We start from the raw sequence: 13962 nt of genomic DNA on the forward strand, positions 1-13962 counted from the left end.
CTATATCCTAAATAAACAACTCCCAACATTTGAAAACAAACAATTTACCATACATAACAATAATCGGAATAGGACTAATAATAGCTCTTGTCGGTTTTCTTACCTCACAACTGACTGACAATTATGATGCTGAAAATTGGACTTATATTGGACTTTGGATTAGTGAACTTACTGGTTTTTTTATGTTATTGCTAAATGGAACATTCATCAAATCAAAATATTTTCGAATTCTAAAAGGGGTAATAGCAATAATAATTATTGGAGCACTTTTCAGAATATTGCATTGGGAATATAACCGGTTGATTATGACAATTGGCTTCATTGGAATAATGTTGACTTATTTCTTCAGTTTTTTAAATAAAACAATAAAGAAAAGACTTGACTACTTAAAGTTAGTTTGGGTTATAGTTGCTTACACAAATGCAATCTTCACATATTTGCATATCATTGGAGATGAATATCAAGTTTTATCAAGTGCTATAATGTGGTTAGCAATTATTGACTATATGAAAACAGAAAGAGAAAAAAGAAGGTTATTCGATTAAAAACTAAAGGAAAGAAAAACCTCCTTTGATTGTGCTTGGGCAAAGCTTTATATGTGGTCCATCGACTATGCAAAGCCACTAAAAAATTATAGATTTTTCTTCTGAAATTAAACTATGTCGGTTTTTTTACCTTTATTTTTTTAATATATTTACAATTCCGCAATTCTATATCCATATCCCCACAATCAGAAACCCCTTTCTCATTGTGTTGATTAAGGGGTTTCGTCGTACCTAAAATTAGATACCCATTTTTTAAATCTACCAACTATTCTTCTTCCTCTTCAGGATGACGCTGGTTTTGTGGTCTGTTTTGAGGATTCCCTTGCTGATTTTGTTGTTGTTGATTTTGAGGGTTCCTTTGCTGATTTTGATTTTGTGTGCTCATAACAATTTTTATTTAAATTAATAATTCATTTTTCTTTTCACTATTAAAATTAGTTTTAAAAAAAACGATTTCAGTACAACAAAATCTTAAAAATGAATATGTAACATACACATTTAACTATCCATTATCTTAAATGTGGAATTTATTGGCATTCCTTTAATAGAACCACAATTGAACCTATTCAAATTATATAATCCCTCCTTTTCCTAATAAATCGGTAGAGTTGCGTATCTTTGCCGTTTTAAATTTTGAACCATGTACACCAACGCCCTGCAAGCCATTTCGCCCATTGACGGCAGATATGCATCTAAAACCGAAAGCCTTATTCCCTATTTTTCCGAAGAGGCGCTCATACGGTATCGTGTTCAGGTAGAAATTGAATATTTCATCGCTTTGGTGGAATTGGATCTTCCGCAGTTAGCAGATTTTGACCGAAATCTCTTTTCGGATTTAAGGGATTTATATCTTGAATTTACCGTGCAGGACGCGGTAAAAATCAAGGAAACCGAAAAGATTACCAATCACGATGTAAAAGCGGTTGAATATTTCATAAAAGAAAAATTTGACCATTTAAGCCTTCAAAAATTCAAGGAATTTATCCACTTTGGATTGACCTCCCAAGACATAAATAATACCGCCATTCCACTTTCGCTTAAAGACGCAATAAACAATGTTTATGTTCCGCTTTTAATGGAAGTGAAAAATAAACTAAAGGAACTTTCCGAAGATTGGGCACAGATATCCATGCTGGCTAGAACACACGGCCAACCTGCTTCCCCTACCCGTTTGGGAAAGGAAATTGAAGTTTTTGTGGTTCGTATTGAAGAACAGTTCGATTTAATGAACGATATAAAAAGCGCCGCAAAATTTGGTGGGGCAACCGGAAATTTCAACGCCCATAACGTTGCTTATCCAAACATAGATTGGAGAGCTTTTGGGAAAAAATTCGTTCAAAATACTTTGGGATTGCACCACTCTTTTCCAACTACGCAGATTGAGCATTACGACCACATGGCCGCGCTTTTTGATTGTTTGAAAAGAATAAACAATATATTGATTGATTTAGACAGGGATATTTGGACCTATGTTTCAATGGACTATTTCAAACAAAAAATTAAAGCAGGTGAAGTGGGCTCCAGCGCGATGCCCCACAAAGTAAACCCTATAGATTTTGAAAACAGTGAGGGGAACTTAGGAATTGCAAATGCACTTTTTGAACATCTTTCAGCAAAACTTCCTATAAGCAGATTGCAACGCGACCTTACTGATAGTACGGTTTTACGAAATATTGGTGTTCCTATTGGGCATACGCTAATCGCTTTTTATTCTACTTTAAAAGGTTTGAATAAATTATTGCTCAATGAAACAAAATTTGCCGAAGATCTTGAAAATAATTGGGCCGTGGTCGCTGAAGCAATCCAAACCATTCTGCGCAGGGAAGGTTATCCAAATCCATATGAAGCTTTAAAAGGATTAACGCGCACCAACGAACGGATTAACCAAACTTCGATTGCAAATTTCATAGAAACCTTGGAAGTTCCCGAAAGCGTAAAGCAGGAAATGAGAAGCATAACGCCCGGAAACTACACTGGAATTTAAAAAATAGACCAATAAAAAAGGCTTCAATCCAAATTTGGATGAAGCCTTTTTCGACTATTAATCAACTAATTTAATCTTTAAATATCTCTCCGAAGCCTTCTAATTTGGAAACATCCAAATCGCCTCTTTCAGCAGATTTCATCAATTTCAGCATTTGATCCGGGCGCATATTTTCACCCAATAATCTAAACACCGCAAACCCACGATTGTTATCGCTTGCAAAAACAATTACCTCGTCTATTGCATCCTCTTCACCTGTATATTTTAAAGTAGCGTTCCAATCATTGCTCTTTATTCGGGTCAATTCTTTGTATTGCTCTTGGTCCAAAATATCCTTCAATTCGTTTCTTTCCTTTTCAAAATCAGCGGTATCCCCTTCTTTTATAGGGTAGGCAACCACATTTACTTTTTTGATTGTATTTAGGATATCCTTCTCTTCCTGTGTGAAATTGTTGTTCCTGCCTTGAAGCAAACTGGCTGCAATGTCCATTTTTACAAATTTATCGTCATCTTGCTTTTCAACCAAATACTTCTGCAAGGATTTGTCGCTACAGGAAGTCAAGGCCATGGCACCCAAGATTAAGGCTATAAAATATCTTGCAAGTACCATAATTATTGCTTTTTGTTTTTGTCAATATTTTTCAATTGTTCGCTACCGGGAACTTTTAAATCTTCGGTCAATTTTGAAATTTGCTTTAGGTCAATATTTCCTGTAATGCTCATGATTACTGTCATCGGTTTTCCGTCCACGATTCCGTCAAGGTGCATTAAAAGCTCGCTTACAAAGTTTTCATTCTTACCTTCCTTGCTGTAAAATTTGATGTTTTTTCCATCGTCCTTTACGCGCATCAATTCCCCCAAACTCTTGGAGCCAGCCACATATTTTGAAACGGCAGCATCCATTTTTTGGGCCATTGCCGGATTTTCAGTGGTGAAAATCTTGATGTTGTCCAAATCGTTTACCATTTTTAGATAGGCCTGCGCTTCCGGGTCAGAGGAATTTAGATCCATCTTGCTCAAAAGTTTGAACATATTTTTGGTAACCACTACAGAGGTTACATCTTTTTCGTCCTCAAAGGAATCGAAAGCGTTTTGTGCCAATGATGCCATCGGCATAATTGCCAGTGCTAGTATTATTGCTATTTTTTTCATTGTTTGTTATTGTTTATTGTTTATTTCTATTTTTTTATTGGTTTATTATAAATCTTTTAGCTCTCTCATTAAGGCAAGAGTTTTCCTTTGCTCTTTGCTCTTTAATACTATTCAAAAATTTTATCCTTGGTTATTGCAAATTGTTCAACGAACGTTATCTGCTCTGCCCCTTTGTTTAAATTTTCGGAAAGAAGCATCATTGCTTTTTTACTCTTTTCAAAAGCTGCCAAAGCTTCCTTCTCCTCTTGTGTGTAATGTGGTTGTGAAAAATAAAAACTTCCCACACCGAAAGCCACTACAAGCATTGCCGCAACAGAATACCACCAAGTTTTATTGGTTTTTGATTTACGTTCCGGCAAATTAAATTCTCTGCTGGAGTGCTCTTCTTTAGCCACTTGAAAGCCTGCAAACATTGAGGTGTATTGCTCTAAATGTTCCGCAACATTATTACTGTTGAAATAGTCCCGCAACAATTTTTCTTCCGCTAAACTGGTATTACCTTCAAAATAGGCTTCCAGTAATTTTTCTATTTTAACTGATTCCATAATTGTATTTTTTTATCATTTCGTCCCTAACTGTTTTGCGGGCGCGGGAAAGCGCCACTCTAATTGCCGTTTCGTTACTCTCCAGCATTTTTGCGATTTCTGAAAACTCAAATTGTTCCACATCCCGCAATTGAAGCACTAGTTTCTGTTGCTCGGGCAAGGTTTCCATTATTTGGAAAACCAGTTCAACCCCATCATTCGCTTCAATATTTCTTTCAATATTTTCTGAAGTTTGATAATTGCTGTGCACAATTTTCAAATTTGAAGCCTGTTTTGATTTTAATCGATCCAAGCAATAATTTTTGGTCATTGTAATGGCAAACGCTTCAGGGCTTTTATAATTTTCAATCTGTTGCTTTCCTTTCCATAGTTTCATAAAAATTTCCTGCACTGCATCCTCGGCTTCGTCCTTGGAAACCAAAATTCTCTTGGCCAAACGATATAGCTTATCCTTGAGCGGCATTACTATAGTTATAAATTCGTTTCTGTCCATTTGGTTTTGGTTGTGTTTTTGGCCTTCTAATTTAATGACGAATCGCGCCCATTTTTGTTACAATGAAATGTTTTCCTATTAATAAATGAAGGTATGATGCAAAGTATCAGATTAATTTCGACTAAAAAACATATTTTTACAACTGCAATATAATCCCTAATTTATCTGTTTTAAAGAATCCCTTAATAAAACCTTTTTATGAAACGAAAAATTTTCATCCCTTTTTTGATTGTTTCTGCCCTATTTGTTTCCTGTTTTGAAGATGCGGACGACAACCTTCAGCCCGCCGCTACTATTGACATTCAAAACTTTATTTATCGCGGCTTGAATTATTTTTACCTTTATAAAGCTGATACGCCGGAGCTTGCCAACGACGCTTTTGCTGGCCAGGATGAACTAAATGCCTTTTTGGATAATTATGATTCTCCCGAAACTTTATTCGATTATCTAAAATCGCCACAAGATCGTTTCAGTAATCTTTACAGCGATTATACCTTAATTGAAAACGCTTTGAGCGGAATAACACTGAGCAACGGAATGGAGTTTGGTTTGGTGTATTATCCGGATGGAAGCGGAAATGTTTTTGGTTACGTCCGTTATGTTTTGCCAAATACCGATGCGCAAACGCAAGGTTTAAAACGTGGGGATCTTTTCACGACCATAAATGGGCAACAGATAAACGAAAACAATTACAATGATTTGCTGGCGCCAAATAGCTATACCATTGGTCTTGCAACTTATAACGGTACGGATTTTACGTCCACAGGTATAACAGCTACCCTTAATAAAACCCAATACAACGAAAACCCCGTTTATAAGGCACAGACGCTGGAGATTAATGGCGAAAAAATAGGTTATTTAATGTACAATGGTTTTATTAGAGATTATGATGCAGAGTTAAACAATGCTTTTGCACAATTTAAATCAGACGGGGTAAATAGCCTTGTCTTGGATCTTAGATATAATGGCGGAGGCTCCGTGGAAACCGCAACAGACCTTGCCAGTATGATTACGGGGCAATTTAACGGGCAGGTTTTTTACAAAGAATTCTGGAATGAAGATAGGCAGCCCGAATATGCCGAAAACGGCGTTTTTGACAACTCTATCAGCAACGGAAACGCAACGAATAGTTTAAATCTTTCTAAAGTATATATACTTACCACAAGAAGAACAGCTTCTGCCAGTGAATTGGTTTTAAACGGACTGAGACCCTATATAGATGCCGTACAGGTTGGAGATACAACTACGGGAAAATTCCAAGCGTCTTTCTTGCTTTATGATGCACCTGCGCCACAATTCAGTAGAAATGAGGCAAATCCCAATCATACCTATGTAATGCTTCCTTTGGTCTTTAAAACTGCGAATGCTGCTGGAAATACAAATTATAATGACGGACTCTTTCCGCAGATTCCTATGCAGGAAGATTATTTCAATCTTGGGCAATTGGGCGATGCCAACGAACCGTTTTTGGCAGCTGCTTTAAATGAGATTTTACCCAGGCCATTACCTGTTCGCCGTGATTTTAGACCTTTAAAGGAAATTTCAAACAGTAAGGCAAATTCTCCTTTGTATGAGAAAATGATTGGTGAAAAGAAATAATTTCATTCTATAAAAAACAAAATCCGGATACGACCCAATGGTTATATCCGGATTTTTTTTAGAATTTTAAAACTAATCGTTGAAGTAAATCCCACCGGGAATTATCCCCGTTTGAAATTCCTGAATTTGTTGATTGGTTGAAAGGTCAAATATTTTCAAACTTCCGTTGCTCGCAAAATCGCCTGCATCAGTTGCATAAAGTTTTCCGTTATGTGCTTCAAGGGCATAAAAGAATCCGTTGATAATTTCAGCACCGGGCAAGCTTACTGAAGCGCTATTAACTTTATAAACCTTCCCGTCTAGATTATAATATAGATTTGCCCCATCTATTGTCAAACCAGTTGGATGCTGGGTAATAGCCAAATTATATGTATTTGAAACCTGTCCATTTGAAAGATCAATTTTAACAAGCGAACCTGCAGTTTCATTACCCGTATAGCTAGGATTTCCACCGCACAAAACGAATAATGAATTTCCAGAAACCACCATTGAGTTTGGAACATCGCCTACGTTTATAGTGCTTTCAACAGTATTTCCGGAAATAACAGAAATCAAATTATTCTGTCCGAAACCGCCTTGATGGGCAACGTAAATTTTATTACCGTTGGAAACCATTTTTTCAGGACCGAAAGATACTGGAATTGTTGCTGAAACAGCATTACTGCGCAAATCTACCACCGAAACAAAATCGTCTGTGTTATCATTTGGATCACCCCAATTGGTAACATACCCCTTATTATTATCCGTTCCCAAAAAATATCTCGGGTTATTGATTCCGGTTTTAATTGAATCCACACTTTCAAAACTGTAGCGATTTACAATTTCAATTTTTTGCGAATTGTTTACAACGATGTATGCATTTTCATCCTGAAAATTCATAGACTGAACTATGTTGCCCAAATCCTTTCCGTTTACGGTTAAAAAAATATGTTGCTGTACATCGGTAAAGTCTTCCGAAATAAAAGTAACATTCCCAGTTCCTGCACCAAAAGGGCCTTCATTGGTTACAAAAATACCTTTTTCATAAGCCTCCGGTGGGTTTGGGCCCGGTTGTGGATCATCGTCATTGCTACAGGATATAAACAGCACTGTTGCAAAAGTTAAGAACAATAGTTTTTTCATCGTTTTCATTTGTTTAAATATTAAATTTTAAGAATAATTGTAGGTTTCGGGAAGGCATTGGCCGGTAGGCAACGTTTTCATAATAAACATCAAAAACGTTTTTAAGCCTTGCTCCCAAAGTTATTTGTGGGTTTGAGCGAAAGGTAAATTCTGAACCCAAGTTGAAAATTTTATATGCCTTCACTGCGTTGGAATTATCTGTTGTAGTATATATCCCTCCATTATAAAGTCCTTGTAAATAGACCATTAGGGTTTTAAAATCATACTGAAATGTTCCCGTAGCTTTATGAAAAGGAACATAAATAAGCTGCTTCTCCTTTTCCAAATCCTCTGCTTTGGTGTATGAATAGTTTGCAGTAAAGCCAAGTGTATGTTGGGAAAATATTTTTACAGAATAACCTACAACCACTTCCGCACCGTAATTTCTGGTTTTGTTGATGTTTACGGGCTCCCAAATTCCACCACTTCCGGGAATCCATTTTATTAAGTCTTCGGAAGAAATATAATACGTCGCAATATCTGCCTTCAGTTTTCCAAATGAAAATTCCTGACCAAGTTCCAATTGATAGGAGGTTTCGGGCTGTAAAGCAATATTTCCACCCGCATACCAATACAAATCATTAAATGTGGGAACGCGATAATTTTTTGAACCATTCAGTCGAAGTTCATAATTTTTTGAAACGCTCCACTTCACATCCGCGGAAAAAAGGAATGGGTTGTCAAAATCATTCAAAAATTCCTTTCTGAAATTAATTCCATAACTAAATGCCGCAGAAATTTTATGGTTCAGCAACACAACGGCAGCCAATGTTTTTCGTGAATTTTTCCCCACATTATCACCTTTGGCAGTTATGTAACTATATTCCATCTTTCCATTTATGCGAAGTTTTTTCCGAAGAAAAATTTCAGTCTGCAAGGCGCCTATAAATGTATTTGCCCTGCCTTGATCAAAAAGTGGTTTTTCACTATCCGGAAAATATCTGTATTGTTCAAAAAGATGTGCCACGCTTGCTTTTGTGTCAAAAACACCTATTTTTTGTTGCAATTGCCAAAGGTTTCGAGTTGCAACATCTTTATATCCGTCCTTCCCAATTGTATTTAAACTGCCAGAAAAATTGCGGTCGTTATAGGTGTATTCCGAATTCCAGGTAGCCACGCCACGCTTCAACCTTCTCGCTTCATTTACAGTTGCGGCAAAACGTAAAAACTGTCCGTGATTGTTTTTTCTATTCTTTCCCACAAAATCATAATCATTTTCAGAACTCACAAAATTAACGCCCAAACTTAAGTAATGATCACCCCAAGTTTGTGTGGTACTGGCATTCCCTCCTACAGTTGAAAAGCTTCCGTAATTAAGTGAAACTTGCGTAGAATCAATTTTTTTAAAAGAATAGGAATTGTTTAAATGAATACTTCCACCGACGGCTCCACTGCCATATTGCACGCCACCACCGCCACTTCTTATTGAAATTTCATTGTAATTAAAAGGTGAAATGGTGTTAAAATCCGTTTGCCCGGTAAAAATAGAATTGATGTTTATTCCGTTCCAAATCACCGCCGTTTGAGCAGCATTTGTTCCCCGGAAGCTAGGCGAAGAAACCATCCCGAAACCATTTTCCTTAAAATAAATTGAAGAATTATAACGAAGTGTTTCTGTTAACGAGCTTGCATTTCTTTCAATAATGGAATCGCTCAGTTTTTCAAGTTTAAATCCTTTTGAAAAATGCACGAGTTTTGAGTCTGTCAACATCACTTCCGGTAACTGCTGAATACTGTCCAATTGAGCAAAAACAGAAGTAGTGCACAGAAAAAAAATAAAAATAATATGGAAACCGTTTTGCTTCATAATTCAACCTTTATCCCGAAAGTTTGATGATTTTATGTTATGAATCTGGCAGGTCTCCTGGCTTGTCTTTTGTGCCACCTTCCCATCCGCAAAAGCGAACAGTGGTTTTGAAGTATGCACGCCCGAAAATTTTCGGGACGACTTACAGTTGCGGGAACAGCATAGGATTTATGATTTTATATTTACGATTGCTGATTTTCAGATTTCAACAAATAAATTCATTCTCATGTACCTATTTCCCTTTTAAGAGCATTTTTATTTTGAAAATTGCTCACCAAAATTCCTTGCAAAAATAGACTTTAAAAATTAGTTCGCCCAAACAAAACCATTATTTTTGGGGATGCAAAAAATTGTTTTCTTCTTTAGTTTCTTCATCATTTTTACGGCGTGCAAAAACAACGGTGACACTATTAAAACTAAAAAAAGTGAAAATCCAAAACGGAAAATGATTGATATAAAATATGCCGAAGGCTTTGAAATCGAGGATTTAGGAGATCTAAAAATAATAACCTTAAAAAACCCGTGGCCAGGAACTGAAAAAACCTTTAAATATGGTATTGTTAACGAAGGCGTTATATTAGACTATCTCGGCGCGCTTGATGCTGTTGTACAAAAACCTATCAAAAAAATTGTTGTTACCTCCACAACCCATATTCCCTCTTTGGAAATGTTGGGTGAAGCAGAACGTTTGGTCGGTTTTCCCAACCTCGATTATATTTCTTCAGAAAAAACAAGACAGCTAATTTCTGATGGAAAAATAACCGAGCTCGGCAAAAACGAAGATATAAATACTGAAATTTTAATAGATTTAGCGCCAGATGCAGTAATTGGTTTTGCTATAGATGGAAACAATTCAACCTTCGCGACTATTGAAAAAACGGGTATTCCCGTGCTTTATAATTCAGACTGGACAGAAACTTCCCCTTTGGGAAAAGCGGAATGGATAAAATTTTTTGGTGTACTATTCAACAAAGAGAAAGAGGCAGACAGCATTTTCAAAACAATTGAAACCGAATACCTTTCAGCAAAAAAACTTGCTTCCGAAGCAAAGGAAACACCCACTGTTATTAGTGGCGCAATGTATAAAGATGTTTGGTATTTGCCACAGGGAGACAGTTGGGGCGCACAGTTTATAGCAGACGCTAATGGCGATTACCTTTGGAAAGATTCAAAAGGCACTGGCGGTTTATCATTAAGTTTGGAGTCAGTTTTGGATAAAGGCCACGACGCCGAAGTTTGGATTGGTCCGGGACAATTTACTACTTTGGAAGAAATGAAAAACGCAAATAATGCTTACACACAATTTGCTGCTTTTAAAACGAACAATGTATATTCCTATAGTTTAAAAAAAGGCAAAACCGGTGGTGTAATCTATTTTGAATTGGCACCAAACAGACCGGATCTGGTTTTAAAGGATTTGATTAAAATTCTACATCCCGAATTATTAACCGAACACGAACTTTATTTTTTTGATAAACTGAAATAATGCAAGCCGCAAAAACATACAAGCTTCAATTCGCAGCACTTTTTGTGGTGCTAATTGTTGCTTTTTTGGTGAATTTGAGTATGGGTTCGGTTTCAATTCCTTTAAAGGAAATAATTTCGGTTTTTACCGGGAATGGCGCATCCAAAGAAACGTGGCAGTACATTTTAATGGATTATAGACTGCCCAAAGCAATTACCGCAATGCTTGCGGGCGGCGGCTTGGCAATTTCAGGTTTACTGATGCAGACCCTTTTTAGAAATCCATTGGCGGGACCTTTTGTTTTGGGACTTAGCAGTGGTGCGAGTTTGGGAGTGGCAATTTTAATTTTGGGTGCCAGTGCTTTCGGTGGATTTTTCGGAACAATTCTGTTAAGCCAATGGAGTTTGGTCATAGCCTCGGCCTTGGGAAGTTTTTTGGTGCTGCTGGCAGTTTTGGCAGTAACTTTCAGAATAAAGGACACCATGGCAATCTTGATAATCGGACTGATGTTCGGCAGCGTTACGACGGCCGTTGTCTCGGTTCTTTCCTATTTCAGCAACGCGGAACAATTGCAACAATACATCTTTTGGTCCTTCGGAAGTTTAGGAAACCAATCGTGGCAAGGCGTTTTGATTTTAATCCTCTGTTTTATGGTCGGTTTGGCGCTGAGTGTTTTCAGCAGTAAATCTTTAAACGCACTATTGTTGGGCGAAAACTATGCTAAAAGCATGGGGCTTCACATAAAACGAACCACATTAATAATAATTCTCGCCACCAGCATACTTGCGGGAAGTATAACAGCCTTTGTGGGGCCAATCGCTTTTATAGGTTTGGCGGTGCCGCATTTGGTACGCCAGGTTTTTAAAACCTCCAACCATTTAATTTTGCTTCCCGCGGTATTACTTTGCGGCAGTTTGTTGATGCTAATTTGCGATACTGTGGCACAATTGCCTTTCAGTGAATTTACATTGCCAATTAACGCAATCACTTCATTAATTGGGGCTCCAGTTGTAATTTGGTTATTGGTAAGAAAACGAAAACTCTTCTTTTAATGGCTTTGGAAGAAAAACATATCATTCTGCAAACGCATAATCTGAGCGTAGGCTATTCAAAAAAAGGAAGTGATTCCATCATTGCGGAAGGAATTGATTTTTCTATTGAAAAAGGTGAACTGGTTGGAGTTGTTGGCGCGAATGGTATTGGAAAATCAACCCTTTTAAGAACTTTGACGGGAATGCAAAACGCTTTAAAAGGGTCAATTTTTTTAAACGGAAAAAGTTTAAACGAATATTCCTCCTTTCAGCTTGCAACACAGTTGAGCGTGGTTTTGACCGAAGCGCCCGCTTCTAAAAATCTTTCAGTTTTGGAAATGATTTCATTGGGAAGACAGCCCTATACAAATTGGATGGATTCACTTTCCGAAATAGATAAAAAGGCAATAAATTTCGCTTTGGAAGCTACGGAAACCACAGCACTTACCCACCGAAAATGTTATGAATTGAGCGATGGCCAAATGCAGCGCGTTGCTATTGCACGCGCATTGGCACAAGACACACCGTTAATTATTCTCGATGAACCCACAACACATTTGGATTTATATCATCGCGCCTACGTTTTGAAACTTTTGAAAAACCTTGCGAAGGAAACAGGGAAAACCATACTTTTTTCAACCCACGAAATAGATTTGGCAATTCAGCTTACCGACAAAATGTTGGTAATGGCAAAAGACGGAACCTATATTGATGCTCCCTGCAAATTGATTGAAGATGGACGGTTTGAAGCACTTTTCCCGAAAGAAACCATAGATTTTGATTCAAAGACCGGAAGGTTTACCATTCGGAAATAAGTATATTTACTTTAAAATTCATTGTGATGAACGAAACTTTTCTATTCCTCTTGCTCGCCGCTATCTGCTTATTGATTGGAGCGTTTATAGGTAATCTTTTTGCCCGTTTAAAAAACAAAACAGAAACCAGTAAACTGGAAGAGCGACTTCAGAATACTTTGATGCAGGAAGAAAAGCTGAATGAACGTTTGGGTCTTTTGGCTTCGGAAAAAGATATTTTACAGAAAGAAAAGGAGCAGGCGAATGTTCAGCTTTCAAGACAGAGTGCCGAATATGAAGCACTTCGGAACGAACTTGAAAAAGAAAAAGAACGCTTCAGAAATTTTGAAAAGGATTTTGAGGATAAATTTTCCCTTTTGGCCGATAAAATCCTGATTGATAAAACAGCAAAATTCACAGAATCAAACAAAGAAAACATTGAAGGAATACTAAAACCCTTAAACCAAAAAATCAAGGATTTTGAAGAAAAAGTAGGGAAAAACAATATAGATTTCATCAAAACCCACGCAGAATTAGGCAAACAGCTTCAGTTTTTAAATGAACAAAACATCAAAATAAGTCAGGAAGCAGACAATCTTACAAAAGCTTTAAAAGGAGATTCCAAAATTCAAGGGAATTGGGGAGAAATGATACTTTCCCGGGTTTTGGAGGAATCCGGTTTGGAAAAAGGAAGGGAATACACAATCCAGGATAGTCACGATAATCCCGATGGAGGAAGATTACAGACAGACGTAATTATACATTTACCTGATGGGAAAAAAATGATAATTGACAGTAAAGTTTCGCTCACCGATTTTGAAAGATACGTTTCGGAAGAAAACGAAGACCTTAAAAAAAGATATCTAAAAGATCATATTGATTCCATCAAACGGCATATCGTTACGTTGAGTGAGAAGAAATATTATCACGCCATTAACGAGAGCCCGGACACTATTTTTATGTTTGTCCCAATTGAGCCCGCTTTTGCAATTGCCGTTGCAAATCAAAAGAATCTGTACCAAGAGGCATTTAAAAGAAAAGTAATGATCGTGACGCCTTCCACACTTTTAGCTGCATTGCGATTAGTTGAAAATCTATGGGAAAATGATAATCAAAAAAGAAACACTTTGGAAATTGCAACGGAAGCAGGAAAATTATACGATTCGTTTGTAGGACTTTTGGACGAACTGACAAAAATTAAAAGACAGATGGGAACCGTGCAAAGTTCTTTTGATAGTGCTTTAGTGAAATTAGAAGGAAAGGGAAATTTAGTGAGAAGGGTAGAAAAATTAAGAAAACTTGGGGCTATTGCTAGTAAAAGCATCGACCAAAAAATTCTGAAAACAGAAAACACACAGGAGGAGTTGCCGGAAAATTAATTTTTAA

At 37.0% G+C, this 13962-nt stretch carries 13 protein-coding genes and 1 riboswitch; of the genes, 7 read left to right on the forward strand and 6 right to left on the reverse strand.

Features of this window, described 5'->3' with window-relative positions; all coding sequences use genetic code 11:
- The first annotated feature begins 29 nt into the window (after positions 1 to 29).
- On the forward strand, positions 30 to 545 hold the full coding sequence (locus A7A78_RS01800) for a GldL-related protein (RefSeq protein ID WP_068760645.1): 516 nt from the start codon (positions 30 to 32) through the stop codon (positions 543 to 545).
- Positions 546 to 1185: 640 nt separating this feature from the next.
- Positions 1186 to 2529 (forward strand): adenylosuccinate lyase, encoded by a 1344-nt coding sequence (gene purB / locus A7A78_RS01805; RefSeq protein ID WP_068760647.1) that lies wholly within the window; start codon positions 1186 to 1188, stop codon positions 2527 to 2529.
- A 70-nt stretch (positions 2530 to 2599) separates the two neighbouring features.
- On the opposite strand, the gene A7A78_RS01810 is transcribed toward purB, so the two are convergent.
- The 4 genes from A7A78_RS01810 to A7A78_RS01825 all read right to left on the reverse strand — a co-directional run bounded on the left by A7A78_RS01810 (position 2600) and on the right by A7A78_RS01825 (position 4719).
- Positions 2600 to 3139, reverse strand: a complete 540-nt coding sequence (locus A7A78_RS01810; RefSeq protein WP_068760649.1) for a DUF4252 domain-containing protein — start codon at positions 3137 to 3139, stop codon at positions 2600 to 2602.
- 2 nt (positions 3140 to 3141) lie between these two features.
- The gene (locus tag A7A78_RS01815) at positions 3142 to 3681 is read right to left on the reverse strand and encodes a DUF4252 domain-containing protein (RefSeq protein WP_068760651.1); all 540 of its coding nucleotides are present in this window, start codon (positions 3679 to 3681) and stop codon (positions 3142 to 3144) included.
- 107 nt (positions 3682 to 3788) lie between these two features.
- Positions 3789 to 4226 (reverse strand): hypothetical protein, encoded by a 438-nt coding sequence (locus tag A7A78_RS01820; protein ID WP_068760653.1) that lies wholly within the window; start codon positions 4224 to 4226, stop codon positions 3789 to 3791.
- Positions 4213 to 4719, reverse strand: coding sequence for an RNA polymerase sigma factor (locus tag A7A78_RS01825; RefSeq protein WP_068760655.1), 507 nt, complete (start codon positions 4717 to 4719; stop codon positions 4213 to 4215). Before A7A78_RS01825 ends, A7A78_RS01820 begins: the two co-directional genes overlap by 14 nt.
- Before the next feature lie 198 nt (positions 4720 to 4917).
- Between A7A78_RS01825 and A7A78_RS01830 the strand changes: the two genes are divergently transcribed.
- Entirely contained in the window at positions 4918 to 6318 is a 1401-nt protein-coding gene (locus A7A78_RS01830) for a S41 family peptidase (protein WP_068760657.1), read from the forward strand.
- A 72-nt stretch (positions 6319 to 6390) separates the two neighbouring features.
- Here the strand turns inward: A7A78_RS01830 and A7A78_RS01835 are convergent, their stop codons facing one another.
- On the reverse strand, positions 6391 to 7440 hold the full coding sequence (locus A7A78_RS01835; RefSeq protein WP_242649239.1) for a DUF5074 domain-containing protein: 1050 nt from the start codon (positions 7438 to 7440) through the stop codon (positions 6391 to 6393).
- A gap of 13 nt (positions 7441 to 7453) precedes the next feature.
- Complete coding sequence (locus A7A78_RS01840) at positions 7454 to 9286, reverse strand: TonB-dependent receptor (RefSeq protein ID WP_068760661.1); 1833 nt, start codon at positions 9284 to 9286, stop codon at positions 7454 to 7456.
- Between the two features lie 30 nt (positions 9287 to 9316).
- A riboswitch (cobalamin riboswitch) is annotated at positions 9317 to 9580 on the reverse strand.
- A 46-nt stretch (positions 9581 to 9626) separates the two neighbouring features.
- Between A7A78_RS01840 and A7A78_RS01845 the strand changes: the two genes are divergently transcribed.
- The 4 genes from A7A78_RS01845 to A7A78_RS01860 are packed head-to-tail and all read left to right on the forward strand — an operon-like array spanning position 9627 to position 13955.
- A complete protein-coding gene (locus A7A78_RS01845; RefSeq protein ID WP_068760663.1) occupies positions 9627 to 10772 on the forward strand; it encodes an ABC transporter substrate-binding protein in 1146 nt (381 codons plus the stop codon).
- On the forward strand, positions 10772 to 11803 hold the full coding sequence (locus A7A78_RS01850) for a FecCD family ABC transporter permease (RefSeq protein WP_068760665.1): 1032 nt from the start codon (positions 10772 to 10774) through the stop codon (positions 11801 to 11803). The genes A7A78_RS01845 and A7A78_RS01850 overlap by 1 nt, the downstream gene beginning before the upstream one ends.
- Entirely contained in the window at positions 11803 to 12597 is a 795-nt protein-coding gene (locus A7A78_RS01855) for an ABC transporter ATP-binding protein (protein WP_068760668.1), read from the forward strand. The genes A7A78_RS01850 and A7A78_RS01855 overlap by 1 nt, the downstream gene beginning before the upstream one ends.
- Before the next feature lie 26 nt (positions 12598 to 12623).
- Positions 12624 to 13955, forward strand: coding sequence for a DNA recombination protein RmuC (locus A7A78_RS01860; RefSeq protein ID WP_068760670.1), 1332 nt, complete (start codon positions 12624 to 12626; stop codon positions 13953 to 13955).
- Positions 13956 to 13962: the final 7 nt, after the last annotated feature.

Origin of the sequence: Aequorivita soesokkakensis (assembly GCF_001641085.1) — a bacterium.
Lineage (GTDB): Bacteria > Bacteroidota > Bacteroidia > Flavobacteriales > Flavobacteriaceae > Aequorivita > Aequorivita soesokkakensis.